This is a genomic window from Bradyrhizobium sp. B025 (assembly GCF_042257955.1).
In the GTDB taxonomy this organism is placed as follows: Bacteria; Pseudomonadota; Alphaproteobacteria; order Rhizobiales; family Xanthobacteraceae; genus Bradyrhizobium; species Bradyrhizobium diazoefficiens.
This window is the reverse complement of the sequence record NZ_CP170150.1, coordinates 1,844,636-1,870,600: the sequence shown is the minus strand read 5'-3', so window position 1 is coordinate 1,870,600 and position 25,965 is coordinate 1,844,636. Positions and strand designations below refer to the sequence as shown.

The 25,965-nt window shown below is 64.1% G+C and carries 23 protein-coding genes; 11 read left to right on the top strand and 12 right to left on the bottom strand.

The window, feature by feature from the left end; translation table 11 throughout:
• Positions 1 to 18 precede the first annotated feature (18 nt).
• Together ACE10W_RS08645 and ACE10W_RS08640 are read right to left on the bottom strand one after the other, a co-directional pair.
• Complete coding sequence (locus ACE10W_RS08645; protein ID WP_304551092.1) at positions 19 to 1,644, bottom strand: GMC family oxidoreductase; 1,626 nt, start codon at positions 1,642 to 1,644, stop codon at positions 19 to 21.
• 52 nt (positions 1,645 to 1,696) lie between these two features.
• On the bottom strand, positions 1,697 to 2,287 hold the full coding sequence (locus tag ACE10W_RS08640; RefSeq protein ID WP_304551091.1) for a TetR/AcrR family transcriptional regulator: 591 nt from the start codon (positions 2,285 to 2,287) through the stop codon (positions 1,697 to 1,699).
• Positions 2,288 to 2,641: 354 nt separating this feature from the next.
• On the opposite strand from ACE10W_RS08640, the gene ACE10W_RS08635 reads away from it, so the two are divergent.
• From ACE10W_RS08635 to ACE10W_RS08625, 3 genes are all read left to right on the top strand, one after another.
• The gene (locus ACE10W_RS08635) at positions 2,642 to 3,007 is read left to right on the top strand and encodes a nuclear transport factor 2 family protein (protein WP_011085182.1); all 366 of its coding nucleotides are present in this window, start codon (positions 2,642 to 2,644) and stop codon (positions 3,005 to 3,007) included.
• A 331-nt stretch (positions 3,008 to 3,338) separates the two neighbouring features.
• Positions 3,339 to 5,300: a bifunctional diguanylate cyclase/phosphodiesterase gene (locus ACE10W_RS08630; RefSeq protein ID WP_028175087.1), complete on the top strand. Its 1,962-nt coding sequence runs from the start codon at positions 3,339 to 3,341 to the stop codon at positions 5,298 to 5,300.
• A gap of 186 nt (positions 5,301 to 5,486) precedes the next feature.
• Positions 5,487 to 5,636: a hypothetical protein gene (locus ACE10W_RS08625; RefSeq protein WP_166466020.1), complete on the top strand. Its 150-nt coding sequence runs from the start codon at positions 5,487 to 5,489 to the stop codon at positions 5,634 to 5,636.
• A 6-nt stretch (positions 5,637 to 5,642) separates the two neighbouring features.
• Here ACE10W_RS08625 and ACE10W_RS08620 read toward each other — a convergent pair whose 3' ends face one another.
• From ACE10W_RS08620 to pgm, 5 genes are all read right to left on the bottom strand, one after another.
• Positions 5,643 to 6,086 carry a DoxX family protein gene (locus ACE10W_RS08620; protein WP_028175088.1) on the bottom strand — a complete coding sequence of 148 codons (444 nt, stop codon included), beginning with the start codon at positions 6,084 to 6,086 and terminating at the stop codon, positions 5,643 to 5,645.
• 196 nt (positions 6,087 to 6,282) lie between these two features.
• The gene (locus ACE10W_RS08615; protein ID WP_011085179.1) at positions 6,283 to 7,263 is read right to left on the bottom strand and encodes a PDR/VanB family oxidoreductase; all 981 of its coding nucleotides are present in this window, start codon (positions 7,261 to 7,263) and stop codon (positions 6,283 to 6,285) included.
• A 5-nt stretch (positions 7,264 to 7,268) separates the two neighbouring features.
• Positions 7,269 to 8,027, bottom strand: coding sequence for a GntR family transcriptional regulator (locus ACE10W_RS08610; RefSeq protein ID WP_011085178.1), 759 nt, complete (start codon positions 8,025 to 8,027; stop codon positions 7,269 to 7,271).
• A 4-nt stretch (positions 8,028 to 8,031) separates the two neighbouring features.
• Positions 8,032 to 9,081: an aromatic ring-hydroxylating dioxygenase subunit alpha gene (locus ACE10W_RS08605; protein ID WP_028175091.1), complete on the bottom strand. Its 1,050-nt coding sequence runs from the start codon at positions 9,079 to 9,081 to the stop codon at positions 8,032 to 8,034.
• A 355-nt stretch (positions 9,082 to 9,436) separates the two neighbouring features.
• Positions 9,437 to 11,083 carry a phosphoglucomutase (alpha-D-glucose-1,6-bisphosphate-dependent) gene (gene pgm, locus ACE10W_RS08600; RefSeq protein ID WP_304551090.1) on the bottom strand — a complete coding sequence of 549 codons (1,647 nt, stop codon included), beginning with the start codon at positions 11,081 to 11,083 and terminating at the stop codon, positions 9,437 to 9,439.
• A 306-nt stretch (positions 11,084 to 11,389) separates the two neighbouring features.
• On the opposite strand from pgm, the gene ACE10W_RS08595 reads away from it, so the two are divergent.
• Together ACE10W_RS08595 and ACE10W_RS08590 are read left to right on the top strand one after the other, a co-directional pair.
• Entirely contained in the window at positions 11,390 to 11,776 is a 387-nt protein-coding gene (locus ACE10W_RS08595; protein ID WP_028175093.1) for a cytochrome c family protein, read from the top strand.
• A 93-nt stretch (positions 11,777 to 11,869) separates the two neighbouring features.
• Positions 11,870 to 12,991 (top strand): S9 family peptidase, encoded by a 1,122-nt coding sequence (locus ACE10W_RS08590; protein WP_304551089.1) that lies wholly within the window; start codon positions 11,870 to 11,872, stop codon positions 12,989 to 12,991.
• A gap of 34 nt (positions 12,992 to 13,025) precedes the next feature.
• Here ACE10W_RS08590 and ACE10W_RS08585 read toward each other — a convergent pair whose 3' ends face one another.
• The gene (locus ACE10W_RS08585; RefSeq protein ID WP_011085173.1) at positions 13,026 to 13,841 is read right to left on the bottom strand and encodes a response regulator transcription factor; all 816 of its coding nucleotides are present in this window, start codon (positions 13,839 to 13,841) and stop codon (positions 13,026 to 13,028) included.
• A 334-nt stretch (positions 13,842 to 14,175) separates the two neighbouring features.
• On the opposite strand from ACE10W_RS08585, the gene ACE10W_RS08580 reads away from it, so the two are divergent.
• Positions 14,176 to 15,024, top strand: a complete 849-nt coding sequence (locus ACE10W_RS08580) for an MBL fold metallo-hydrolase (protein WP_011085172.1) — start codon at positions 14,176 to 14,178, stop codon at positions 15,022 to 15,024.
• 12 nt (positions 15,025 to 15,036) lie between these two features.
• Here ACE10W_RS08580 and ACE10W_RS08575 read toward each other — a convergent pair whose 3' ends face one another.
• The 3 genes from ACE10W_RS08575 to ACE10W_RS08565 form a co-directional block, all read right to left on the bottom strand.
• Positions 15,037 to 15,927, bottom strand: coding sequence for an aldose 1-epimerase family protein (locus ACE10W_RS08575; protein ID WP_370205608.1), 891 nt, complete (start codon positions 15,925 to 15,927; stop codon positions 15,037 to 15,039).
• A 144-nt stretch (positions 15,928 to 16,071) separates the two neighbouring features.
• Positions 16,072 to 17,388 (bottom strand): UDP-glucose/GDP-mannose dehydrogenase family protein, encoded by a 1,317-nt coding sequence (locus ACE10W_RS08570; RefSeq protein ID WP_304551087.1) that lies wholly within the window; start codon positions 17,386 to 17,388, stop codon positions 16,072 to 16,074.
• 251 nt (positions 17,389 to 17,639) lie between these two features.
• Complete coding sequence (locus ACE10W_RS08565; protein ID WP_028174325.1) at positions 17,640 to 18,650, bottom strand: NAD-dependent epimerase; 1,011 nt, start codon at positions 18,648 to 18,650, stop codon at positions 17,640 to 17,642.
• Between the two features lie 310 nt (positions 18,651 to 18,960).
• On the opposite strand from ACE10W_RS08565, the gene ACE10W_RS08560 reads away from it, so the two are divergent.
• Together ACE10W_RS08560 and ACE10W_RS08555 are read left to right on the top strand one after the other, a co-directional pair.
• The gene (locus tag ACE10W_RS08560; RefSeq protein ID WP_304553707.1) at positions 18,961 to 20,076 is read left to right on the top strand and encodes a glycosyltransferase family 1 protein; all 1,116 of its coding nucleotides are present in this window, start codon (positions 18,961 to 18,963) and stop codon (positions 20,074 to 20,076) included.
• Positions 20,077 to 20,158: 82 nt separating this feature from the next.
• A complete protein-coding gene (locus ACE10W_RS08555) occupies positions 20,159 to 21,319 on the top strand; it encodes a glycosyltransferase family 4 protein (protein ID WP_028174323.1) in 1,161 nt (386 codons plus the stop codon).
• Positions 21,320 to 21,330: 11 nt separating this feature from the next.
• Here ACE10W_RS08555 and ACE10W_RS08550 read toward each other — a convergent pair whose 3' ends face one another.
• Entirely contained in the window at positions 21,331 to 21,474 is a 144-nt protein-coding gene (locus ACE10W_RS08550; protein ID WP_165448142.1) for a hypothetical protein, read from the bottom strand.
• 528 nt (positions 21,475 to 22,002) lie between these two features.
• Between ACE10W_RS08550 and ACE10W_RS08545 the strand changes: the two genes are divergently transcribed.
• The 3 genes from ACE10W_RS08545 to ACE10W_RS08535 all read left to right on the top strand — a co-directional run bounded on the left by ACE10W_RS08545 (position 22,003) and on the right by ACE10W_RS08535 (position 25,914).
• On the top strand, positions 22,003 to 23,232 hold the full coding sequence (locus ACE10W_RS08545; protein ID WP_039183945.1) for a polysaccharide biosynthesis/export family protein: 1,230 nt from the start codon (positions 22,003 to 22,005) through the stop codon (positions 23,230 to 23,232).
• 159 nt (positions 23,233 to 23,391) lie between these two features.
• Positions 23,392 to 24,684, top strand: coding sequence for a hypothetical protein (locus tag ACE10W_RS08540; protein ID WP_304553704.1), 1,293 nt, complete (start codon positions 23,392 to 23,394; stop codon positions 24,682 to 24,684).
• Between the two features lie 33 nt (positions 24,685 to 24,717).
• A complete protein-coding gene (locus ACE10W_RS08535) occupies positions 24,718 to 25,914 on the top strand; it encodes a glycosyltransferase family 4 protein (RefSeq protein ID WP_304551084.1) in 1,197 nt (398 codons plus the stop codon).
• The last annotated feature ends 51 nt before the right edge of the window (positions 25,915 to 25,965 follow it).

Here is a 25,965-nt window from a genome sequence, read left to right as displayed (position 1 = left end):
CTCCTTCTCGCGCGGGTTTTACCGCGCATCCTCCAATATCATGTCGGAGGCCTTTTCGGCGATCATGATGATCGGCGCGTTGGTGTTCCCCGATACGAGGTCCGGCATGACCGAGCCGTCGACGACGCGAAGGCCTTCGAGCCCCCTCACCTTCAGCCGCTGGTCCACCACCGCGAGCGCGTCGTTGCCCATACGACAGGTCGAGGTCGGATGGTAGATGGTGCTGCCACGCTCGCGGCAATAATCGAGCAGCTCTCCATCCGTGGATACCTTCGCCCCGGGATCGTATTCGCTGACCACGAACGGCTTCAGCGCCGGCGCATTCAATATCTTGCGCAGGATCTTCAGGGCCTCGACGTTGGTGGTGCGATCGGTCTCGGTAGACATGTAGTTGATGCGGATTTCCGGCGGCACGGTCGGGTCGGCGCTCCGGATCCGCAAGGTCCCGCGGCTTTCGGGGCGGAGCTGGCAGACCGAGGCGGTGAAGCCGGAGAAATCGTGCAGCTTCTCGCCCATCTTGTCGGTCGAGAACGGCAGGAAGTGGACCTGGATGTCGGGCGAGGCGAGCCGCGGGCTGGTCTTGAAGAACGCGCCGGCCGTGCCCGCCGCGATCGTCAGCCAGCCCTTCCGGAACAGCGCATAGCGCGCGCCGGCGAGCGTGCGGCGGAGCGGATGATTGACGGTGTCGTTGAGCGTGATCTTCTGCGAGCAGCGCATCACGATGCGGACCTGCATGTGGTCCTGGAGATCGTGGCCGACGCCTTGCGCATCCAGCACCACGTCAATGCCGTACTTGCGCAGCAGATCGCCGGGGCCGACGCCGGAGAGTTGCAGCAGCTGCGGCGAATTGTAGGCGCCGCTCGATAGCACGATCTCCTTGCGCGCGCGGGCACGGCGCACAGTTGCGCCCTGCCGATACTCGACGCCGACGGCGCGGCGGCCCTCGAACAGCACGCGCTGGCCGAGCGCCTCGGTCTCGATCCTGAGGTTGCCGCGCGTCTTCGCCGGGCCGAGATAGGCGACCGACGTCGAGGCGCGGCGGCCGTTGCGCGTCGTGGTCTGGAACAGGCCGACGCCTTCCTGCGTGGCGCCGTTGAAATCGGGATTGTAGGGCAGACCGGTCTCGACCGCGGCGTCGATGAAGGCCTTCGACAGCGGATCGGTCACGGTCATGTTGGAGACCGGCAGCGGGCCGTCGCTGCCGTGATACTGGTCGGCGCCGCGCGACTGGCTCTCGGCCTTCTTGAAATAGGGCAGCACGTCGTCATAGCCCCAGCCGGTGTTGCCGCGCTGGCGCCAGCGGTCATAGTCCTCGTGCTGGCCGCGAACATAGAGCAGGCCGTTGATCGAGCTCGAGCCGCCCAGCGTCTTACCGCGCGGCTGGAACACCTGGCGCCCCTTCAGCTCGGGCTCCGGCTCGGTCTGGTACATCCAGTTGACCGTCTTCTCCTTGAACAGCTTGCCGTAGCCGAGCGGCACGTGGATCCAGATGTTGGAATCCTTCGGGCCGGCCTCGAGCAGCAGCACGCTGTGCTTGCCGTCCGCAGACAGGCGGTTGGCGAGCACGCAGCCGGCGGAGCCGGCGCCGACGATGATGTAGTCGAATTCGGGATCGATTGGTGCGAGAGAGGAGTTTGCGGTCATGTCTTGCCAGTGTTCTTGTTGGTGGGCGTTTCCGTTTCGTCACTTACCACGATCATGCGCGCAGACGCAGCGCCTCGACCAGCGACTTGAACGCACGGGCATATTCCGCGCCCGCCCTTGCGATATCCGCGCGTCCGGCGCAGGCGACCGCAGCCTCCGTGACCGCACCGAGCAGCAGCCGCGCCAGTGGCTCGACCGGCTGCCGCGCGATCAGGCCGGCCTCCATGGCGGCCGCGATCGCGCGCGGCAGCTTGCCGCCAAAATGCTGCGCGTCGATCTCGCGCCAACGCTCCCAGCCCAGCACGGCCGGGCCGTCGCGCAGGATGATCTGACCGGTCGGGCCCTTGGCGGTCGCAGCAAAGTAATGCTGGGTGCCGGCGACCATCGCGGCGAGCACGTCCCTCTCACCCCGCGCGGTGCTGTCGATCTCCGCAACGAGATCGCGCGAGACCAGTTCGAACACGGCTTCGAAAACCGCCTCCTTGGTCCTGAAGTGATGATAGACCGCCCCCTTGGCGACGGAGGCCCCCTCCGCGATCTCGTCCATGGTGGTGGCGGCAAAGCCCTGCGTCCCGAACAGGCGGCGTGCCGCCGCCAGGATCGCCTCCGATGTCGCCGCCCTCCGCTCCGCCTGTTTCGCCATGTCGTCTCGTCTATAGCGCGGTGAGTTGAGATCGAAGCGAGTTCGGCCACGAGCGACGCTCTTTCCGTTCCCTCCCCCCTTGTGGGGGAGGGTCAGTTAGGGGGGTGCCACGCGGGGATTCCATCGATCGCGCATCCGTTCGGTGCATCATCAACAACTGGCACTCTTTGCTGAGCTACCCCTCTCCCTAGCCCTCCCCCACAAGGGGGGAGGGAACGCATCTTCGTTGAGGCACTGGCTGGGCTTCATCTCATCAATCTCGTGTAATCGAATTCGCTTCACGCAGCCAGTTGACTTTTCGACTACCGGTCGGTATTTACCGACCAACAGTCGGTTTTAATCGAAAGGTGCGCCATGCCGAGCCGTGAGATCGTCGAAGCTTTTGCAAAGCGGCTGGAGGACGGGGACTTCGTCGGCGCGATCGAACAATTCTATGCGCCCGACGCCGCCACCTATGAAAACAACGCCGCGCCGACTGTCGGCCGGGAAGCACTGGCGGCGAAAGAGCGCGGTGTGCTGGCAGCGACCAAGGAGGTCAAGGCCGCGCGCATCGGGCCGAGCCTGATCGAGGGCGACACTGTCGCGACACGCTGGCGGTTCAGCTTCACCAGCGCTGAAGGGGTCGTCCGAACGTTGGATGAGATCGCGTGGCAGACCTGGCGGGGTGACGAGTTGATCGAAGAACGGTTCTATTACGACCCGAAACAGCTGGGGCGGTGATCGCGTCTCCCGGACACAGGTGTCATCGCCCGCGAAGGCGGGCGATCCAGTATTCCACCAGCGCCGGTGATTGATCCGATAGGCCGCTGCGTACTGGATGCCCCGCCTTCGCGGGGCATGACAGCAGAATTGGTGGCGAAATGTTCCTCGCGTTACAACCGTAACGCGGGGTGCCGCATTTGTATCGATTTGTTATCGATACTGTCGATTGGAACACGCAGAAGTGGTCGCGGCGACCGTGCCAAGCGGGGATAATTCATAGTTCGTCAAAGGTTTGCAGCGAATTCTCCCGATCGAGCCGGACGAACGGCCCATCCTGCTAGGCTCTGGAATGCGGACTCAACTGACCACCTATTTCGCGCGGCTGTTCGCCGGCGATCTGTCAGCGTTCGGCGGTCCCGCAACCGACGAGGCGCTGGCCGGTCACATCCGCGCAGAACAGATGTCGCTGGTGCTCGGCTATTCGGTCGGCATCATGCTCGCCAATGCCTGCAACGCCGCCGTGCTGGCGATCGCGCTGTGGCAGTCGCCGGACAGGGCGTTCGCCCTGATCTGGGCGGTCACCGTGGCCGGCGCCGCAATCGCGTTCGGTGTGCAATCCCATGCCTCGCGCCGCATCACCAAGCCGCAATTCGTCTCGCGGCGCGCCGTGCACCGGCTGGTGCGCAATGCCTTCGTGCTCGGGGCTGTCTGGGGCATCGTACCGGTCGCCTTCTTCGCCGACGCCGACACCGGCGGAAAACTCGTCATCACCTGCCTGTGCTCCGGGATGCTTGCCGGCGGTGCATTTGCCTTCGCCACGATTCCGATCGCGGCGATCGCATTCACGGCGCCCCTCTTCCTCGGGATCGCCATCTGCCTTGGACGCAGCAACGATGTGGCCTATTTGCTGATCGCCATCCTGGTGGCGGTCTACGGGACCGTGCTGCTCCGCGCCGTGTTCGTCAATTCGTTCTCGTTTGCGCGGCGCGTGATACGGCAGGTCGAGGCCGAGCGCACGGTGCGGCAGGATCCGTTGACGCATCTGCCCAACCGCTTCGCCTTCAACGAGACGCTCGATGCCGCCTTGAAGCGGCTGGCCCTGTCGGGCGAAGAGTTCGCGGTGCTGCTGCTCGACCTCGATCGCTTCAAGGAGGTCAACGACAAGTTCGGCCATCCCGCCGGCGACGAATTCCTGGTCCAGGTCGCAAGCCGCCTGCAACGCTGCACCCGCGCAGCCGAGCACGTCGCGCGCATCGGCGGCGACGAGTTCGCGCTGGTGATGGCCAATCTGGCACGGCCCGAAGATGCGCTCGAGATCGCCGAGCGCTTCGTCGCGTCGTTCGCCGAGCCGTTCCCGATCGAAGGCCGCCAGATCGTGGGCGCAACCAGCGTCGGCATCGTGCTGGCGCCACGGGACGGCAACACGGCGCTCGACGTCATGAAGAACGCCGACGCCGCGCTCTACCGCGCCAAGAAGGCGGGACCCGGCACGGTCTGCTTCTTCGAGGTCAGCGACGACAGGGTGTCGCGCGACCGCAAGGCGCTGCAATCGGACCTCGAGGGCGCGATCTCCAGGGACGAACTGTTCCTCGCGTTCCAGCCGTTCCTCGACCTCGCCGAGAACCGGATCACGGGCTTCGAGGCGCTGTTGCGCTGGCAGCATCCCTCGCGCGGACTGGTGCCGCCGAGTGAGTTCATCCCCATCGCCGAGGAGACAGGGCTGATCCACGAGATCGGCGAATGGGTGATCCGGCGTGCCTGCGCCACGCTGGCGGACTGGCCCGAAGAGATCAGGGTCGCGGTGAATTTCTCCGCGGCGCAGTTTCACAACACCGGCATCCTCCAGACCATCGTGCAGGCGCTGGCCGACGCGAAGGTCTCGCCCAGCCGGCTCGAGGTCGAGATCACGGAATCGATGCTGCTGTCGAAATACGGCTCGGCCGCGTCGATCCTGAACGCGCTGCTGCAACTCGGCGTCACCGTGGCGCTGGATGATTTCGGCACCGGGTTCTCGTCACTGACTTACTTGCGCAAGCTGCCGTTCAGCCGCATCAAGATCGACCAGTCCTTCATCAGCGACATGCTGGTGCAGCCCGACTGTGCCGCGATCGTGAAGTCGGTGATTTCGCTCGCACGCGACCTGCGCATCGCCGTGGTCGCCGAGGGCGTCGAGACAGCCGACCAGCTCGAATATCTGCGCCAGATCAGTTGCGACGAAGTCCAAGGCTATCTGATCAGCCGGCCGGTGTCGGCCGATGGCGTGCTCGCGCTGCTCGACACGAAAAAGTTGGTGGCGACCTACGCGGCGTAGAGCATACAGTCGGAAAGTCGCCGGTATCATGGGATTGGTCTGCTTCCATGACCTAAGGCTACCCGCTGTTCTGAGAGTGGTTTCCGAGTGTTTCGGCGCGCTACCTCTAAAGATGACTTGCTGTGTCGGCTCCACTAAGCAACACTTGCCCCCATTTCAGAGTAGTCATTTTTGAGGGGCATCATCATGCCTGAGATATTTGACGTCGTGCTGTGGTGTGCCGCGCTTGCGACATGGCTGATGCTTCTGTTCGCCTTCCTGAGCAAGGCCCTGAAACCGCTCTCAAAGAGCGTCCGCCGCGTGATCGCGGAAGCTTTCAAGCCCAACTTGAAGTGATGTCGGCTACGATGCCCGATCGAAACTGAACCGGCCTGCCCCGGTGACGAAGATCAACATCGCGCCTCCCATGATCGAGATGTTCTTCAGGAAATGGTTGTATTGACCAATCTGCTGCGCGCCCGCGGGATACTCCCAGTAGCGGTGCGCGATAGCCGTTGCCGCCACGACGAACACAAACGTCAGAATTGCACAGTAGCGTGTGCCGATGCCCAATATCAAACCAACGGATATCAATACTTCCAGTGCGATGTTCGTCATGGTGAACAGCTCAGGTGCTGGAAGGTGCAGGGACCTGAAATAACCCACGGAGCCGCTGAAGTCGGATATTGCTCCGTAGGCGCTTCCGACGAATACCCACGCGAGCAGAACGCGGCCGATCAAAATCAGCGAGTCGGCACTCCCTGTGGCGAACTCATCGACTGCCCGCGAGACCGAATTGGATTTCATGGCAGAACCTCCACCCTTGTTGTCCAAGACCGGCTGAACACTTTGACTGCCGAGAGCAATCCTATCATGATTGGTGGACCGTACGAAGCGCTCTTGCCGGCTCGTTGGCGCGGCAAACGAAGCCCGCTTCGTCACGCAGAGCGGATGCGCAAGCCTTCAGGCCGATCGCGTTTTCCGGGTACGCCTTCCAGCCCGGTCAGATCGCGTCCGCGCGCAGCAACGTGTCCACGGTGATGGTGCCGCGGGCACGGGAGACGCAGGCGCAGATCTTCTGGTTGCTCTGTTTCTGATGGTCGCTGAAGAAGACGTCACGATGGTCGATCTCGCCGTCGACGTCGACCACGTCGATGGCACACAGCCCGCATTCGCCGCGCTTGCAGTCGTACATCACGTCATGCCCGCTGGCATTGAGCACGTCCAGCATCGAGCGCTCGCGGGGAATTTCCAGCTCGATGTCCGTGTCCTTCAAGCGCACGCGAAACGTCTCGGTCGGCAGCGTGCCGCTGGAGCCGAAGGTTTCGTAGCGGAGATCGGGAAGCGGATGGCCGGCGCCGATCCAGGCGTGGCGCGCGGCATCCAGCATCCGCATCGGGCCGCAGAACAGCGCCAGCGCACCTTGCGGCAATGACGCGAACAGCGCGTCGAGATCGAGCCGGCGGCCTTCGTCGCTCGCATGGACCACCAGGCGGTCGCCGAGCATCCCGGCGAGATCGTCGAGATAGGCGGCCTCGCTACGCGAGCGCACGGCATAGTGCAGCGTGACGTTTGCCCCTCGCCGCGCCAGCGCCTGCGCCGCGCCGAGGATAGGGGTGATGCCGATGCCGCCGGCGATCAGGCAATAATTGTCGCGCGCCCAGTCGACCGCGAGCAGCGAGGCGGGCTGCGTGATGTCGAGCCGCGCGCCCGGTGCCAATTGCCACATATAGCGCGAGCCGCCGCGGGAATCCTCGGCGCGGCGCACCGCGATCCGCAAGCCACGCGCGGAGGCCTCGCCGACCAGCGAATAGGACCGCGTCTCGGGCAGGCCGTCGATGGTCACGCTGACATTGATGTGGCTGCCGACCGGATAGGCGGCGCCGTCGAACTGGTCGGGCAGGATCAGGAATTCGCGGATGCCGGGCGCAAGGTCACGCGTCGAGACGAGCGTCGCCGGGGTCCAGGTTTCGATGAAGCGCATGGTGACTAGCCCTGGTCGGTTGCGGTCTTGATCAGCGCGAGCGCCGGCAAGAGGTCGAGATGAGTCCGGTTGCGCAGCGCGAGCCGCAGGTTTCGTACGGCGAGCCGCGCGTGCTCGCGCATGATCGCTTCGGCGCGCGCGCCCTCGCGGTTTTCGATGGCGTCGATGACGACGCGGTGGTGCTCCTGCCCGATGATCAGGATCTGCTGCGCCTCGGGCAGCGCCGATTGCGCCATCACGAAGCCGCTTGGCGAGGCGAACGGCAGCGCGGAGGCACGGTCGATCTGCCGGATCAAAGGCGGGCTGCGCGACAATTCCGTGAGAAGCGCGTGGAAGCGCGCGTTCAGCGTGACATAGGACGAGAAGGCGTCGACCGAGATCGGCACCTGGCGCAGCAATTCGTCGATCGCAGCTGAGCATTCCTTCAACGGCTCGAGCTCGCGCGCGGAGACGCCGCGCTCGGCGGCAAAGCGCGCGGCGAGCCCTTCCAGCGTGCCGCGCAGCTCGATGGAATCGGAGATGTCGCGCTCGGAGAACGCCTTCACCATGAAACCGCCGGAGGGAATCGCCTCCAACAGGCCCTCCTCCTCCAGCCGCACCAGCGCCATGCGCACCGGCGTGCGCGAGGCACCCGTCGTCTCCACCGCCTGAAGCTCGGAGATGCGCTCGCCGGGACGCAAGGACCCCGACAGGATCTGGTCGCGCAGCGCGAGCTGCGCCTTCACGGTCTGCGAGACGGAGCGGTCGACCTCGCGCTCGGCCATATCGCTACTCCGCGGCCTGAAGGTGCTGCGGCGCGTTTTCCTTCGCCACCATCTTGTCGATCAGCTTGCGCGTCCACATCGCGCCGGCGTCGATGTTGAGGTTGTAGAAGACGCGATCCGGGTTCTCGTCCATCGCGCGCTGCTGCGCTTCGAGGATCAGCTCGTCCTCGCGGAAGATGCCGGAGACGCCCTCGCGGATTTCGGTGGTGATGCGCTGCTCGCCGATCTGATAGTTGCGGACGAAGGCCCAGAAATAGTGACAGGTCTTCTCCGTCTCCGGCGTGATGGTGTTGAGCACGAAGCCGTTGACGCCCTGCGAGCGGTCGCCTTCCGGCGCGCCGGTGCCTGTCGGCGCCACGCCGACGTCGATAGCGATGGTGCAGGGCGCCTCGAAGCGGATGATCTGCCAGCGGTCGACAAGGCCGGGCTTGCCGAGCTGCTTGGCCCAGAACGGCGGCGGCTCGATGTTCCGCATCCAGCGCGTCACCGTCACCGTCTTCTCGCCATGGGTGACGTCGAACGGGGCTTCGGCGACCGCGTCGTTTCCGATCGAGGAGCCGTGCACGAAGGTCTCGTGGGTGAGGTCCATGAGATTGTCGAGCACGAGGCGGTAGTCGCAATTGACGCGGATGGTCTTGCCGTCGCCGGCCCAGGCCGGATCGTGATTCCAGTGCATGTCGGGCACGAGCGCGGGATCGGCCAGCGCGGGGTCGCCCATCCAGAGCCAGATGTAGCGATGGCGCTCGACCACGGGATAGGCGCGGACGCAGGCCGAGGGATTGATGGTCTCCTGCGAGGGCATGAAGGTGCAGCGCCCCTGCGCATTGTACTTCAGGCCGTGATAGCCGCAGACGACGGTGTCGCCCTCGAGCCGGCCCTTGGACAGCGGCACCAGGCGATGCCAGCAGGCATCCTCCAGCGCGGCCACCGAGCCGTCGGCCTTCCGGTACATCACCACGTGCTTGCCGCAGATCGTTCGCGGCAACAGCGCCGGCTTCACCTCGGCGTCCCAGGCGGCGGCGTACCAGGCGTTCATCGGGAAGGGTTTTGTCATCGGTCTCACTCCCACGGCTTATGAATACGTTATGTATACAATAAGGGAGGAAAAAGAGCCATTCAAGGCCGAAATAGCCCTACCAAATTACCATTATAGGCTATCCAGTATACATCCTTACCGCATATGGTTTGAGAGCTCAGTCACTAGCGCCTCAATAGCGTCATGGCCGGGCTTGTCCCGGCCATCCACGCGTTGCCACGCGGTGCGAAGAACGTGGATGCCCGGGACCCGGCTCCGCCAAGGCTTCGCCGGGCATTCGGTGTTGGGCCGGCGAAGCTTCAGCCAAGACGGCAAGCCCCGGGCATGACGATTTATCGTGCACGCGTGTGATTTTGCTCTGCTCTTGGGGCAACTACGCCCCGAACACCTTCGCCAGCCCGGCCTGGGCCTCTTCCTGAATCCGCTTCAGGTGCTCGGTGCTGCGAAAGCTCTCCGCGTAGATCTTGTAGACGTCCTCGGTCCCCGACGGCCTCGCTGCGAACCAGCCGAAATCGGTCTCGACCTTGATGCCGCCGAACGGCTGGCCGTTGCCGGGCGCCTTGCTCAGCGTGGCGCGGACGGGATCGCCGGCGAGATCCTTCAGGCCAAGCTGCTCGGGCGTGACGGACTTCAAGATGTTCTTCTGCGGTGTGGTCGCCGCGACGTCGATGCGCGCGTAATGCGGCACGCCGAACTCGGCCGTGAGGTCGCCAAACAGCTGACTCGGATCGCGGCCGGTCTTCGCAATGATCTCGGCGGCGAGCAGGCCGAGGATGATGCCGTCCTTGTCGGTGGTCCACACCGTGCCGTCGCGGCGCAGGAACGAGGCCCCTGCACTCTCCTCGCCGCCGAAGCCGAAGCCGCCCGTGAGGAGGCCGTCGACGAACCATTTGAAGCCGACCGGCGTCTCGACCAGCTTGCGGCCGAGTTTTTTGGCCACGCGATCGATGATCGAGCTCGACACCACGGTCTTGCCGATCGCGGCATCCTTGCTCCAGTTCGGGCGGTGCGCGAACAGATAGGAGATCGCGGTCGCGAGGTAGTGGTTCGGATTCATCAGGCCGCCGGTGCGCGTCACGATGCCGTGGCGGTCGGCATCGGTGTCGTTGGCGAAGGCAACGTCGAAGCGGTCGCGCATCGCGATCAGGCTCGCCATCGCGTAAGGCGAGGAGCAGTCCATGCGGATCTTGCCGTCCCAGTCGACGGTCATGAAGCGGAAGGTCGGATCGATCGCCTCGTTCACCACGGTGGCCTTGAGGCCGTAGCGCTCGATGATCGGATGCCAGTAATGCACGGCGGCGCCGCCGAGCGGATCGATGCCGATATTGATGCCGGCGGATTTGACGAGATCGAGATCGACGACGTTGCCGAGATCGGCGACGTAGGGCGTGATGAAGTCGTAGGCGTGGACGGTCGCGGACTTTTTCGCCCTGGCATAGTCCATGCGCGCGACGCCCTTGAGCCCGTCGGCAAGATAGGCGTTGGCACGCTTCTCGACGATGGAGGTCGCATCGGTGTCGGCCGGGCCGCCATGCGGCGGATTGTATTTGTAGCCGCCGTCTTCCGGCGGATTGTGCGAGGGCGTGACGACGACGCCGTCCGCGAGGCCCGACGTGCGGCCCTTGTTGTAGGTGAGGATCGCGTGCGAGATGACAGGCGTCGGCGTGTAGCCGCCGTCCTTGTCGACCATGACGTCGACGCCGTTCGCCGCGAACACCTCGACGGCGCTGACCAGCGCCGGCTCGGCCAGCGCGTGGGTGTCGATGCCGATGAAGAGCGGGCCGGTCAGCCCCTTCTCCTTTCTGTAGTCACAAATTGCCTGCGTGGTCGCGAGGATATGGCCCTCGTTGAAGGTGTTCCTGAACGAGGTGCCGCGATGACCGGAGGTGCCGAACGCCACCCGTTGCGCCGGATCAGCCACGTCCGGCTTGCCGGCGAAATAGGCCGTCACCAGCCGCGGAATATTGGCGAGCGCGCTCGGCGCAACCGGCTTACCCGCCGCGGGATCGACTTCTGCCACTGCAACTCCCCTGTACCCTTCGAACGACGCACTAGAACACCATACCATCGGTCAGCCCGTCGCCAAACCGGCCCGATGCCGCGCTCCGGTCAACGATCAACCGACAACGCCAATCCGCACAGGATGATCCATGGCGATTACGCATGGCGCGCCCTCGTACTTTGGTCCCGGATATCGGTTGATGCAGGACAAAGACGCCGCCGCGCCGCGTGGGGCACGCTGCTTTCCGATTGATAAACGAAGGCGGGGGATTTGCGGGATTAGCCGCCTAATTCCTTGGCTGATTCCGTGGGGGAGTAGACTAAGATGACCGGTCGTCTGATCTTCGTGCTCATGCTGGCCCTGACCACATCGTCTTTGGCCACGTCGTCCGCCTCCGCCGCGGAGGGCGATCCGGCGAGGGGCAAGGCCGTCTTCCAGCGAACCTGTGAGAACTGCCACGCGGCGGTGATCGGGGTGAACAAGGTCGGCCCAAGTCTCTGGAATGTCATCGACCGCAAGCCCGCAATCGTCCCGGACTTCGCCTATTCTGATGCAATGAAGGCCAACAAGCAGGCCTGGACGCCAACAACGCTGGACGCCTATCTCGCCGACCCCCGCGGCGACGTCCACGGCGTCAAGATGTTCTTCAAGGGGCTGCCGAACCCCGCAGACCGGGCCAATGTCATCGCCTATCTTCAGACGTTGAGATGAACGATCGGGGCGGACGCTAGATCCGGGCAACGCCCGTTCGCCGGGTCATGCGGTTCTGTTATGATCCGCGCGGCCACGGAGAATCATCCACGCATGGACCTCGCGCGCTGGCATCTGCCCGTGCTTATCTTGCTCGCCATTGCGGGGGCTGCGGCTCGCGCGAACGCCGCCGAGTTCTACACCGAGGATCTGCGCATCCCGATGACGGAGGCCGGGCCGCAGGGGCTGGAAGCTTTCCTGGTGCGCCCGGCGGGGACGAAGCGCTATCCGCTCGCGCTGCTCAGCCACGGCTCGCCGCGCAATTTCGACGACCGCGCGACCATGTCCGCGCACAAATATTACGGCATCGCGCTGGAATACGCCCGGCGCGGCTTTGCCGCGCTGATCGTGATGCGGCGCGGCTACGGCACCTCGCCCGGCGGACGCGTCGACAGCGTCGGCGGCTGCGCCAACGCGGCCTACCTGCCCGCGGCGGCGGTTGCGGTCGCGGATTTGCGCGCGGCGATCGATGCGATGGCGCGTCGGGCCGACGTCACGACATCGGGCATGATCGCGGCCGGCCATTCCGCCGGCGGGCTCGCCACCGTCGCGCTGACGGCGCAGGCACCGGCCGGTCTCGTCGCCGCGATCAGCTTTGCCGGCGGCCGCGGCTCGCGCGAGGACGACGACGTCTGCAACGAGGGTGGGCTGGTGCAGGCCTTCGCCACCTTCGGCAAGACGTCCCGCGTGCCGATGCTGTGGGTTTACGCGACCAACGACCTGTTCTTCGGGCCCGATCTCGCCCACCGGCTCTATGACGGGTTTCGCGGCGGCGGCGGCAACGTGAAATTCGTCGCGGCGGCGCCTTACGGCGACGATGGCCATTATCTCTATTCCGTGGTCGGCCGTCCGCAATGGACGCCGTATATGGACGCCTTCCTGCGCGAGCGCGGGCTCGGCCACGACGTCCTCAGTCCGCCCGATCCGCTGCCGCCGCCGAGCCAGCTCAACGAGGCCGCGCGCGCCGAGTTCGCGCGCTATCTCGCCAGCACCGTGCCGCACAAGGCTTTTGCGGTGTCGCCCAACGGCGGTTACGGCTGGCGTTCGGGGCGCGCGACGGCCGACGATGCCCAGCGCGATTCGCTCAGCGCCTGCATGAAATGGTCGCCCACCTGCGCGCTCTACGCGGTCGATGACCGTCTGGTCGGGGCCGCGCAGAGCGCCCGCGCGCGGTAGGCGCGAGGGCGATCAGGTCTTTCGACGGATGAGGCTAGAGCCGTTCGCTGAGCGCGAGCTTGTAGCCGACGCCGGTGACGGTCGCGATCACGGGCGTGCCGCTGCCGACGAGCTTGCGGCGCAGCCGCGCCACCAGCGCATCGACCGTGCGGATGTCGACCTCGGCCTGGCGGTTGCTGACGACCTCGATCAGATAGTCGCGGCTGAGCGGCCTGCCGTCGGCGCCGACAAGCGCCGCCAGCAGGTCGAACTCGGCCCGCGTCAGTGACACCGGCTTGCCGTCGTTGCCGAGCAGCTCGCGCCGCGTCAGATCGATGATCCAGTCGCCGAAGGCGATCGAATTGTGGTTGCGCGCCGCCTTGCGGTCGATCGAGCGCCGCCGCAGCACGCTGCGGGCGCGCGCGAGCAGGTCGCGCAGATTGATCGGCTTGGTGACGTAGTGGTCGCCCGCGATCTCGAGGCCGAGGATGCGATCGACGTCGGTGTCGCGGCGGGTCACGAAGATGATGCCCGCGTTGCTGGTCGCCTGGATTTCCTTGGCGAGCTCGAAGCCGTCGCCGTCGGGCAACTGCACGTCGAGGAAGATGAGGTCGGCGCGCCCACGCAGCGCCTGGCGGCATTCCGCGCAGGAGCCGGCACCGACCACGTCGAAATTGTTCTCGCCGAAGTAACCGACCAGCATCGTCCGCGTCACCGGATCGTCTTCGACGACGATCAGCCGCTCGCGGCCTGCGGGACGCACGTCCTGACGTGCGGGATCAGCCACGATGGTGGATGTCCTGTGTGCTTGCGGGCCGGCCTGAAAATTCAAGTCGTCGCGCAACGCGCTGTCCTGTGAACGAACATTCACAACTGGTTCGAGCCCCCGAAATTGCCTGCTGGAATACTAGGCGTGTTGTGTTGCCTAAACAATATTGGTCACAGTCTCGACGTATAAAGTATGAATTGGCCCACAATTCTCATCCCGCGCATCATCGCGCAGGCACGGCTCGCGCGAGCGCCGGGAGCCGGCCCAAGACGGCCGACCGCGCACATCGGGACCCGGATTCAACCACCGGCTTATGCAAAGAAGCCCGTCACTTCGGAGAAACGGCAGCGCCTCCGACGCCCGATGCGGCTTGCCCCGCCGCGGACTTCAAATCTAATGTGAGTCCCCGGGGGATCTGGACGCTGGAGTAGGCGCCATGGAAGTCATACTGCTCGGCACCGGCGGCCCGCGCCCGGACCCGCGCCGCATGGCGACGACCACGCTGATCAGGCTCGGCGAAGAGAACATCCTGTTCGACGCGGGCCGCGGCGTCATGGTGCAGCTCAGCAAGGCCGGCGTGCCGCTTGGCGCCATCAACACGGTCTTTCTCACCCATCACCATTTCGACCACATCGGCGACCTCTACGATGTGATGCTGAATTCATGGATGCACGGGCGCAAGGACGCGCTGCGCATCTATGGGCCGCCGGATACCGAACGGCTGGTCAACACGCTGGTCACACAGGTCTACGACAAGGACATCACCTGGCGGGATCGGGGCGAGCCGACCTTCGGCGGCTGGAAGCCGGTCATCGCAACCGACATCATTCCGGGCCCGGTTCTCGACACCGGGCGCTGGAAGATCAGCGCCGAGCTCGTCTCGCATGGCGATGGCCTCGACATGCCGCCGGCCTTCCTCGCGCGCTGGATGTGTCTCGGCTACCGCTTCGAGGCGGAGGGCAAGGTCATCGCGATATCCGGCGACACGGTCCCCTGCCCCGGCCTGGAGCGACTGGCTGAGGGAGCCGACCTGCTGGTGCAGTGCTGCTTTCTCGCGACGCCGGAGATCAACAACGAGCACCTCCGCCGGCTTGCGAAATTCACGATCGCCTGCGGCGACACGGTCGGCAAGGTCGCGGCCAAGGCCGGCGTGAAGAAGCTCGCGCTGACCCATCACCGGCCGCGCACCGACGATTCCATGCTGAACGCGCTGCTCGCGGATGTCCGGCAGGACTATTCGGGTCCCGTCGTGCTCGGCGAGGACCTCACGCGGATCGAGGTCTGAAGGCCGCCGATCTCAGGACGATGCGACCTCGATCCGGAACGACAAGCGCTCTTCGGCGCCGGCTGCGATGTGCATCAGGCCGGGCTTGTCGCTGAACTCGCCGTCGAAGCCGGTCGGGCTGGCATAGCCGCGCCATGGCTCGATGCAGAGGAACGGCGCGCCTGACGGTTTCGACCAGACGCCGAGCTCGCGAAAGCCGCGCCAGGACATTTTCAGCCAGGGCCCGCCGGGTGCGCCCGGCCCGGCCGCATAAAGCACCGAATTGCTGTCGATGCGATCGAAGATGATGGCGTCATCGACGAACAGGGATTCGGACAAGGGGAGCACGGTGCCGCTGACGGGACTTGGCTCCGTTGCCGCGCGCAGCAAGCCGCCGTCGAGACGGCGGACGGGCGACGACTCGGCGTTCGCGAAGGTCAGCGCATAGTCTTCCTTGGACACGTCGGGCTCAAGCGGCCAGTTGAATGCGGGATGGCCACCGAGCGAAGCCGGCAATGTTTCCTTGCCGGTGTTGGCGATCGTGAGCGAGAGATCGAGACCGGCGTCGTCGATCGCATAGGTGGCCGTCAGGCGGAACGCGAACGGGTAAAGCGCGCGCGTCGTCTCGCTGTCTTCGAGCACGAGCACACAGCGGCTCTCGCCGCGCTCCGCCCACGTGAAGCGGCTGTCGCGCGCAAAGCCGTGCTGGGTCATCCGGTATGTCTTGCCCCGGTGCCGCAACTCGTCGTTGGCGAGACGCCCGACGATGGGAAACAACAGCGGCGCGTGGCGCGGCCAGGCCGGTGCGGCCTGCCAGACGAATTCGAGGCCGGCATCGCTCTTCAGCGAGCACATTTCGGCGCCGTGCGCCTTGATGGTCGCGGTCAGCCCGCCGCTGCGGATCGAGTGCGTGTCGTCGGTCATGACAATCTCCATAGCGGCAGCGAGGCCGACGGGCCGGGCGCGACCGCTTCGTGTGACCGATCATATCGCATCGGATACGATTTCGCCCGCCTCGGGACGAGGCGGGCGAAAGGTCGCGAAGCTCAGTGCCCCGCGGCTCGTGTACTAGGCCTGAGACGACGGACGGCCGACGCTCTCGTAGGTGAAGCCGGCGGCGTGCATGTCTTCGGGGCTGTAGATGTTGCGGAGGTCGACGACGACAGGCTGGGCCATGACGCTCTTCAGCCGGTCGAGATCGAGGCCGCGGAACTGCACCCATTCAGTGACGACAACCAGCGCATCGGCGCCCTGCGCGCAGGAATAGGCGTCCTCGCAATAGGTGATGCTGGGCAGCTCACTCTTCGCCTGCTCCATGCCGACGGGATCGAAGGCCTTCACCTTGGCGCCCATGTCGATCAGGCCGGTCACCAGCGGGATCGACGGCGCATCGCGCATGTCGTCGGTGTCGGGCTTGAAGGTGAGGCCGAGCACGGCGATGGTCTTGCCGCGCAGCGAGCCGCCGAGCGCCTGGCTGACCTTGCGCGCCATCGCGCGCTTGCGGTTCTCGTTGACGGCCAGCACGGATTCGACGATGCGCAAGGACACGTCGTAGTCCTGCGCGATCTTGATCAGCGCCTTGGTGTCCTTCGGGAAGCACGAGCCGCCGAAGCCGGGACCTGCATGCAGGAACTTGGTGCCGATGCGGTTGTCCAGGCCAATGCCGCGCGCGACCTCCTGCACGTTGGCGCCGACTTTCTCGGAGAGATCCGCGATCTCGTTGATGAAGGTGATCTTGGTCGCGAGGAACGCGTTGGCGGCGTATTTGATCATCTCGGCGGTGCGACGCGCCGTGAACATCAGCGGCGCCTGGTTCAGCGACAGCGGGCGATAGATGTCGCCCATCACCTTGCGGCCACGCTCGTCGGAGGTGCCGACCACGACGCGATCGGGGAACTTGAAGTCGCGGATCGCCGCGCCCTCGCGCAGGAATTCGGGATTGGAGGCGACGACGACGTCGGCGTTGGGATTGGTTTCGCGGATGATGCGCTCGACCTCGTCGCCGGTGCCGACCGGAACGGTCGACTTGGTCACGACGACGGTGAAGCCCGACAGCGACTGCGCGATCTCTTTCGCGGCGGCGTAGACGTAGGACAGATCGGCGTGCCCGTCACCGCGGCGCGACGGCGTGCCGACCGCGATGAAGACGGCATCGGCGTCCGCGACCGGCTTCGACAGGTCGGTGGTGAAGTCGAGCCGCTTGGCCTTGACGTTGGTCGCGACCAGCTCGTCGAGCCCGGGCTCGTAGATCGGGATCTCGCCGCGATGGAGCGCCGCGATCTTCTTCTCGTCCTTGTCGACGCAGGTGACGTCGTGACCGAAATCCGCAAAGCAGGCCCCGGACACCAGTCCCACATAGCCCGTTCCGATCATCGCGATTCGCATGAAAGACTCTTTCCGTTGAAGACGGATGCTCCACTGAACACCCTAGACCAATTCTCTATCCGACCGCACGCCCAACATTAGGGCAGCCTGCATCACCTGCCGAACAAACCTTCACCGCCTTGCGCGGGGGCAACGGCGGACATTTCCCAAAAACGCGCCGCATGCACACAATGCAGTCGACATATGCGACCGGTGCGCTGCATTTAACCATCGGTCCGGATGCGGAACACGGTGTGGGCGCGGTCGCGGGGTTACACGCCGTGGTACTTTCGATACCACTCGACGAAGCGGCCGAGCCCCTCCGCAAGCGGCGTCGAAGGCGCGAAACCGACGTCGCGCTGGAGCGCGGAAATGTCGGCGCGTGTCTCCAGGACGTCGCCGGCCTGCATCGGCAGCAGCTTGCGGATCGCCGGCTTGCCGATGATCTTCTCCAGCGTCTCGACGAACTCGATCAGATTGACCGACCTGTTGTTGCCGATGTTGTAGACGCGATACGGCGCATAGCTCGTCGAGTTTTCCGGCGCTTCCGCGTTCCACGCGGGATTCGGTGTCGCGGGCCGGTCGAGGGTGCGGATCACGCCCTCGACGATGTCGTCGACATAGGTGAAGTCGCGCCACATGTCGCCATTATTGAAAATCTTGATCGGCTCATTGGCGAAGATCGCGCGCGTGAACAGCCAGGCGGCCATGTCGGGCCGGCCCCATGGACCGTAGACGGTGAAGAAGCGCAGACCGGTCACCGGCAGCTTGTGAACATGCGCGTAGGTGTGCGCCATCAATTCGTTGGCCTTCTTGCTCGCGGCGTAAAGGCTGACCGGATGGTTCACCGAATGCTCGGTCGAATACGGCAAGGTGCGGTTGGCGCCGTAGACGGAGCTCGACGAGGCGTAGACGAGATGCGCCACACCATGGCGCCGGCCGGCTTCGAGCACGGTGACGAAGCCGTCGCAATTGGCGCGGATGCTGGTGATGGGATCGTCGATCGACGCACGCACGCCTGGCTGCGCCGCCAGATGCACGACCCGATCGGGCGAGACCTCGTCGAAAACGCGCGTCACCGCGGCGAAGTCCGCAAGATCGATCTCGTGGAAGCTGAACCCGGGACGGTGCTCGAGCGTTGCAAGGCGTGCACGTTTCAGCGCGGGATCATAATACGGAGTGAGCGCATCGATGCCAACGACCTGCTCGCCACGCGCCAACAGCCGTTCACAAACGTGCATTCCGATAAAGCCGGCAGCACCGGTAACGATCACTGGCCGCAAATTTGTCACCTCGTTGATTCCGCGAATGCAATGCCAGACCAGGACATGAGAGGCAAGGTTCGGACGATCACGACAATCGTCAAATCAGGCGCTCATGTAAGCGCATCGAAATGTGTAGGAAACATGATGGCGCCATGCATCCTCGCATGCTATCCGCCTGCGAGGATGCTCGGACGATAGCTCCACATGTGTTACACCGCATAGATCGTATATTCGGCGCGAATGCTCAGTCTTGAGGCAACGTTCGCGCAGGATACCCACCGTAAGACACCCACGAAAAACAAGACACTCACGAAGAAAAAGATCGGCTTTGAAACTCTCCATCAATGGCAGGTTCCTGTCACAGTCGCTAACCGGCGTGCAGCGCTATGCCGCCGAAATCGTCAAGGCGATGGACCGTTTGCTGGCGAGCGGAGAGGCTCCGCGACAACTCCTGGACGCAGAGTGGCAAGTGCTGTCGCCGCCGAACGCGCAGCCGCTCCCCGGTCTTCGCCGTATCAACGTCAGGCAGGTCGGATCGTTGCAGGGGCACGCGTGGGACCAGATCGATCTGGCACGCGCGGCCGCCGGCACGCGCCTCATCAGCCTCGCCAATTCCGGCCCCGTGCTTCATCGCGACCACCTGGTCGTGATTCACGATGCGCAGGTTTTCAGACGTCCGGACTTCTTCAGCTGGCGCTACCTCGCCCTGCATCGGACGCTCGGCCATTTGCTGGCACGCACAGCAACGATCGCAACAGTTTCCACGTTTTCGCGCAACGAACTTGCCGAGGCGCTGTCGCTTGATCCTGCGTCGATCCCCGTCATCCCCAACAGCGCAGAGCACTTCGCCACCGTCGTGCCCGATTTCTCGATCATCGAAAAGCTGCATCTTGCGCCCTACGGGTTCTTCCTCTTCGTCGGCTCGATGACGAAGAACAAGAATGTCGACACCGCCATTCGCGCCGCCGAGCGGCTTGGCCGCGCGGATTTTCCGCTGGTCGTGGTCGGAGGCGACAACAGCAAGGTCTTTGGCGGCAACGCCATGGAATCGAGAACCGGCGTCGTCGTCGCCGGGCGCCTCAAGGACGAGGAGATCGCGGCGCTGTTCGCTCGAGCTGCCGCGTTCGTTTTTCCCAGCCTCTACGAGGGCTTCGGCATACCTCCCCTGGAGGCGATGTACTTCGCCTGCCCGGTGATCGCGAGTTCGGCCGCAGCCGTGCGCGAAACTTGCGACGACGCGGCCGTTTATTTCGACCCCCTCAACGCGGGCGAGCTTTCGGCACGAATGCACGAAAGAATTGCACTCGGCCGGATCTCGCCGGCGGAACAGGAGAAGCAGCAGAGGCGACTGGCGACATATTCCTGGGCCAAGTCCGCCGCAGCGATGCTCGAATTCCTCGCCAAACCCGCTCCCCACGCCGCATCCAGCCATCAGACACAATGACGCGGCCCAAATATTGCTGCTTCGAGACGTTAGACGCGCGCCTGCAATATCCGGCGCCTGCAAGCCAAGAAAGGAATGACCGTTGTCCAGCGGCCTGAAAGTCCTGCATGTCGCCGAAACGGTCAGAGGCGGCATCGCGACCTACCTCAACGAGCTGCATCCGCATCAATGCGCGAGCTTCGGGCGCGGCAACGTCAACTATGTCGTCCCGTCCGATCATCGCAGCGATCTGGTGAACATCGAGGATGATGCCATCACCACGTTTCCGCGCGACGGCCGCAACGCGGTCGGCCTGTTTCGCATGCTGTCTGCGACCATGCGTGCGGTCCGGGAGTTTCGGCCCGACGTCATCCATCTTCACTCGTCCTTCGCCGGGCTCGTGGTGCGCCCGGTGCTCTGGCTGACCTATCGGCGTTCACGCATCGTCTATTGCCCGCACGGATGGGCATTCGGCCGCGAGACCGGCCGCCTCAGCCGCGAAGTCACGAAGTTCACCGAGCTCGTGCTGTCGAAATTCACCCACCGCATCGTGTGCATCTCGGAAAGCGAGCGGACCGATGCGATGCAGGTCGGGATCGCGGCGAACCGCCTCGTTCTTGTGCACAACGGGATTTCCAAGCAGCGGCCCGTGCTCGACACGCGCGCAGCGCCGTGGCGATCGGAGAAGATCAAGGTCCTCTTCATCGGACGCCTCGACCGCCAGAAGGGGTATGATCTCCTCATCGAGGCGGCCCGCGCGCTCGGAAACACGCTGGATGTGCGCCTGATCGGCGCGTCGGTCGTCAGCAAATTCCACCGAAGCGATCTGCCGGCCAACGTTTCCTTCCTGGGCTGGATGAACCGCAACCAGATCGAGGCCGAGCTCGACCAGGCCGACATGGTCGCAATTCCGTCACGCTGGGAGGCGTTTGGCCTGGTGGCGATCGAGGCCATGCGGGCGGCCAAGCCGATCATCGCCTTCCGCATCGGCGCCCTGCCGGAAATCGTCGAAGACAATGCGACGGGCGTGCTGTGCGACGAGGTCTCGGCGGAAAAGCTGGTTGAAGGTTTTCAGCGCGCAAGCCGGCTGGACCTGCCTGCGGTCGGCCGGGCCGGATATGAGCGCTTCAGCCGCCTCTACGACATCGAGCAGACGCACCGCACCCTGAGCCAGGTCTATGCCGACGTCCTGCACGTGCGGACAAGCGAATCCGGGCAGCAGGCGAAGCTGCAATCCGACTTCCCGAACAATCTGCGGTCGTAGCGGCCGTGCGATCAAGCCATCCGGCGGGCATCGCCCTGCGCGAACTCGCCGTCACTCACACGGTTGTCGGAGAACGACCACGCAATTGCGGAGGCGACCATCATCGCGCAGGTGAGAAAGCCGGCTGCGAACAGCAGTGATCCGGTGTGCAACATTGTCTTCGCCTTCCCTTTTGGTTTGGCCGACAAGTAGGCGGATCAGGATTAGGAAGACCTTACGGACGCCAGCGCGCGGCCAGCTTCCGAATCTAAGCGTTAACGGAGGTGGAATCCCGCCGCAGAAATATCGGTGCGATCACCCGGCGAGGGCGTCCGCTCAGGCTCCATGCCCGCCGCAGGACGACGAAAACACAACGCAGGGTCACTCAAAATCGGATCCAAGACTTGAAGTTTAGGCGATCTCATCTCGCGACGATGCAATTCCATCTGCGCGCCGCAGCTCACTAGTTCAGTCGCGGCCTCAATCGTGACATCGATCGGACACGTGTATGTCTAGTTTGCGAACTGCTTATAAAAGAGTACGTCGCGCACAAATTTTGCACAGCGATTCTGACGTGTATCTCGGTTCACAAGTTGCAATAAGGTCACAGCCATAAGTGCTTTACCATAAAGTCGAAGAGGCAGCAGTGACTCACCCGCACGATGGTTGGTACGGTGATTCCGATTTTAAATGAGTACGAGGGAATGGTGGTGGCTAAGACCGAACGTTTTTCTTTTGATTTCGGGATTAGTCGAATCCTGGCGCTGGCTGCTGTCGGCATCTCGCTGGCGGGTTGCGCGGGCTTCATCCCTCTGGACTCTCCGGATGCCGTTGCCACGCAGACCAACGCTGCGCTGGTCACCGAGCCGACCGCACCGCTCGCCTATGCCCTGATGCCGGTCAATCCGGCGATCGTTCAGGCGACCAACGCCTTCACCGATTCCTCCGGGATGGTGTTCTCGCGTCTTCCCGGCGGCAATTATCGCGACGTCACGATCGGCATCGGCGACATCGTCACCGTAACCGTGTACGAAGCGCAGGCGGGCGGCCTGTTCATTCCGCGCGAAGCGGGCGTCCGGCCGGGTAACTTCGTCGACATTCCGCGTCAGCAGGTCGACCAGTCCGGCAACATCAACATTCCCTACGCCGGATCGATCAAGGTCGCCGGGCTCACGCCGCGCGCCGTGTCGAACATCATCCGCGAGCGCCTCAAGGACCGCGCCATCGATCCGCAGGCGGTCGTGAGCGTGGCCGAGCAGCGCGGCAACCAGATCAGCGTGCTCGGCGAGGTCAACTCGCCGCTCCGCTTTCCGGTCGACCCCGGCGGCATTCGCCTGATGGGCGCGATCGCGCGCGCCGGCGGCCCGAAATACCCTTCCTACGAGAGCACGATCACGATCAAGCGCGAGGGCCGCACCTACAATGAGTCGATGTCGACCGTGGTGCACCACCCCGGCGAGGACGTCCTGCTCGCGCCGGGCGACGTCGTCTTCCTGACCCGCATTCCGCGCGTCTACATGGTGTTCGGTTCGACGCCATCGCCGGGATCGATCGGCGGCACCAACAATCGCCGCTTCTCGTTCGAGAACGACAACATGTCGCTGGCTGAAGCCATCGCGAAGGCGGGCGGCCTCGACGGCAACCGTGCGGATTCCAAGTCCATCTACGTCTACCGTTTCGAGCCGAAGCCGCTCCTGGAGCGTATCGGGGTCGAAGTATCCCAGTTCCCGACCAAGACGATCCCCGCCGTCTACAAGTTCGACATGAGCAAGCCCGACGGCTGGTTCCAGGCGGATACGTTCAGGATGCGCGATCATGACGTGATTTCGGTGGCGGAATCGCCGTCGACCGAATTCGTCAAGCTGATGAACCCGCTGAACGCGGCGACCACGAATGCGGACAACATCAGCACGGTGATCGTGAACTCCAAATAGCCCAACTCGGCGCGCTCCGTGGGGGCGCGCGGACAAGGTCGCCTCACCCAATTCGGGCCACAGAAGAGGATTAGCCTTGTCGAGTTGACGCGAGCAGGAGTGGATACGAGCGTGACGGAGCCAAAGAGGAAACGAGCCTTGCGTCGTTTCCGGATGCTGATGTGCGGTCTCTGCGCCGCGACCGGCCTCTCATATCCTGCGAACGCGCAGACCGCGCAACCGCTCGACCAACGTTTCCTGCTGGGCGTCGGTACGCACCAGGGCCTGGGCGGCGTCACCAGCGCTCGCGGTTACGTACCTGCGACGGCCATCAAGCAAATGAAGGAGCTCGGGGTCACCGCGTTCCGGGACGACTTCCCCTGGTCGGATTTCGAGTTGCCCGGCAAGCGGCTCGGCTTCAACGCCCTGAACGGCCGCCTCGAGACCCAGATCAGGTCCGGTGTCGGAATTCCTCTGCTCATTCTCGGAGCCGGCCATCACCTCGTCCCGAACTCCGATCCGCCGACGACCGACGAAGCGCGCCAGAGATTCGTCACCTATGCTGCGGCGGCCGCGCAAGCGGTCGCTGCGCGGCAGCCCATCTTCGAATTGTGGAACGAGTACAATCTCCGAGCGCGCGCAGAGCCGCAATTCACGGTCGAAAATTACGTGACGCTTGCCCGTTTGGTGCAGCCGGCGGTCAAGCAGGCGGCGCCTTCTGCGCCCTTCGTGGTGGGCGCACTCGGCGACGATCCGGGCTGGAAATGGACCGACGCCCTGCTGAAGACCGACCTGCCTCGCATCGCCGACGGCATGTCCATCCACATCTACAACCATTGCCTGCCGCCGGCCGGGCGCACCGCGGCTGAAGCGATCGAGCGATTGGAAAACTTTCATCAACGCGTCGCACAGGCGACCGGCAATCCCAACTATCCGATCTACCTGACTGAAACGGGCTGGCCGACCCCGACCGCGAAATGCGGCGTGAACGAGCAGCTCTCGGCCGACAACATGGCGCAGATCATCCTCTGGTCATCGACCGCGGGTCCCTGGCTCAAGGGAATATGGCTCTACGAGCTCAAGGACAGCGGGACGAAGCCCGGCGAACTCGAGGACAATTTCGGCATCTATCATTTCGACAATTCGCCGAAGCCCGCGGTGTGTTCCATTCGCGAAAGCTGGGCCTTCATCCGTACGAGCCTGAAGGCGGCGCGCACCACGCCGATGCCGGGCGTCGTGCAGATCCGCAGTGACAGCGGATCCGAGACGAAAGTGGCGCTTTGGTCGGAGAATCCGTCGAAGCGCTTCGAAGTTCGATTAAAAAATGCGGAACCGAATGCCGAGATCAGCTATGTATGTCAGCAAGCACCGGGCCCTGCCGCCGGCGCCTGGACGGCGTTATCGACGACGCCCCTGCTTGTCAGTGTCAAGGGCACGGCCGTGCCGGATTTCGAGATTCGGCCATCGAACTGACGCTGCGGCGGACTGCGCAATCCGGGGCTATCCTTGAAGATACTGATCGTTAACACGCTCTATCCGCCCGAAATCATCGGCGGCGCCGAAGTGTCTGTGTCGCTGCTCGCGGAGGCGCTGGTTCAGCGCGGCCACCAGGTTGCCGTGGTCTGCCTTCAGAACAAGCAGGATCGCACCGTCAACGAGCTCAGGGGCGTGCGCATCTACCGGGTGCCGCTGGACAACGACTACTGGCCGTTCGGCAACGACAGGAAGCCCTCCTCGGTCCAGCGCCTGAAGTGGCATCTCCAGGACACGTGGAATCGCAAGTCCGCGGCGCGCTTCGCCGAAATTCTCGATCTCGAAAAGCCCGAGGTCGTCCACACCAACAACCTCACCGGATTTTCGGTCTCGTTGTGGGCGGAAGCCAGGCGGCGCAACATCCGGATCGTGCACACCTTGCGCGACTATTCCCTGCTCTGCAAACGCTCGACGTTGTTTCGCGGAGACGCGACATGTGCGCAGCGCTGCACCCTCTGCGCGGCCATGACGTCTCCCTATCTGCTGGCCTCGCGCATGGTCGATGCGGTGGTCTCGAACAGCCAGTTCGTGCTCGACCAGCATACCAGGCTGAAATACTTCCCGGGCACCGATGGCCGGGTCATCTTCAACATCGCCGATCCAAGCTCCGTAGTACCCTCACCTCCCTCGAGCTCGGATGACCTGATATTCGGGTTCATCGGCCGGCTCGAGGCGGAAAAAGGTATCGAAGTGGTACTAAAAGCCGCCGCGCAGCTCCCCGACCAGGGATGGCAACTGAAAATTGCCGGAAAGGGGCTTGAGGATTACGTCCGGGGGCTCAAAAGCCGCAGCGGGAGGAACGTCGAATGGCTTGGCTTTGCAAAGGCGGCCGAATTCTATGCCGGCATCGACGTATGCCTGGTGAGTTCGGTCTGGCCGGAGCCGCTGCCCCGGACGTTGATCGAAAGCATCAACGCCGGCCGGGCAACTATTTGCTCCACAGCAGGAGGGATTCCCGAGATCGCGGGGTTTTCCAACATGGTTGGGTCCTACGAGCCCAACGATCATAAGCGACTGGGAGAACTGATGCTGAAGGCCGTCAACGAGAGATCACGCTGGAAGCTCGCCCGGCCTCCGCAGCCCGGGTTTGCCGAGAGGTTCTCTGCCGATTCAGTGACAGGTCAATATTTGGACGTCTATTTGAATAACAGTCGAACGAGCCGGCAATAGGCCGAAACGGAGATTTCACGAAGCCATTTGGCAGGATAGCTGGACAGACCT

Bases quoted from the DNA above. Each gene is read 5' to 3' on its own strand.
- ACE10W_RS08645 (WP_304551092.1), bottom strand. From the start codon at position 1,644: ATGACCGCAAACTCCTCTCTCGCACCAATCGATCCCGAATTCGACTAC.
- ACE10W_RS08590 (WP_304551089.1), top strand. From the start codon at position 11,870: ATGGACCTCGCGCGCTGGCATCTGCCCGTGCTTATCTTGCTCGCCATT.
- ACE10W_RS08610 (WP_011085178.1), bottom strand. From the start codon at position 8,027: ATGGCCGAGCGCGAGGTCGACCGCTCCGTCTCGCAGACCGTGAAGGCG.
- ACE10W_RS08595 (WP_028175093.1), top strand. From the start codon at position 11,390: ATGACCGGTCGTCTGATCTTCGTGCTCATGCTGGCCCTGACCACATCG.
- ACE10W_RS08575 (WP_370205608.1), bottom strand. From the start codon at position 15,927: ATGACCGACGACACGCACTCGATCCGCAGCGGCGGGCTGACCGCGACC.
- ACE10W_RS08640 (WP_304551091.1), bottom strand. From the start codon at position 2,287: ATGGCGAAACAGGCGGAGCGGAGGGCGGCGACATCGGAGGCGATCCTG.
- ACE10W_RS08550 (WP_165448142.1), bottom strand. From the start codon at position 21,474: ATGTTGCACACCGGATCACTGCTGTTCGCAGCCGGCTTTCTCACCTGC.
- ACE10W_RS08540 (WP_304553704.1), top strand. From the start codon at position 23,392: ATGTGCGGTCTCTGCGCCGCGACCGGCCTCTCATATCCTGCGAACGCG.
- ACE10W_RS08615 (WP_011085179.1), bottom strand. From the start codon at position 7,263: ATGCGCTTCATCGAAACCTGGACCCCGGCGACGCTCGTCTCGACGCGT.
- ACE10W_RS08545 (WP_039183945.1), top strand. From the start codon at position 22,003: ATGGTGGTGGCTAAGACCGAACGTTTTTCTTTTGATTTCGGGATTAGT.
- ACE10W_RS08625 (WP_166466020.1), top strand. From the start codon at position 5,487: ATGCCTGAGATATTTGACGTCGTGCTGTGGTGTGCCGCGCTTGCGACA.
- ACE10W_RS08605 (WP_028175091.1), bottom strand. From the start codon at position 9,081: ATGACAAAACCCTTCCCGATGAACGCCTGGTACGCCGCCGCCTGGGAC.
- ACE10W_RS08630 (WP_028175087.1), top strand. From the start codon at position 3,339: ATGCGGACTCAACTGACCACCTATTTCGCGCGGCTGTTCGCCGGCGAT.
- ACE10W_RS08570 (WP_304551087.1), bottom strand. From the start codon at position 17,388: ATGCGAATCGCGATGATCGGAACGGGCTATGTGGGACTGGTGTCCGGG.
- ACE10W_RS08580 (WP_011085172.1), top strand. From the start codon at position 14,176: ATGGAAGTCATACTGCTCGGCACCGGCGGCCCGCGCCCGGACCCGCGC.
- ACE10W_RS08620 (WP_028175088.1), bottom strand. From the start codon at position 6,086: ATGAAATCCAATTCGGTCTCGCGGGCAGTCGATGAGTTCGCCACAGGG.
- ACE10W_RS08635 (WP_011085182.1), top strand. From the start codon at position 2,642: ATGCCGAGCCGTGAGATCGTCGAAGCTTTTGCAAAGCGGCTGGAGGAC.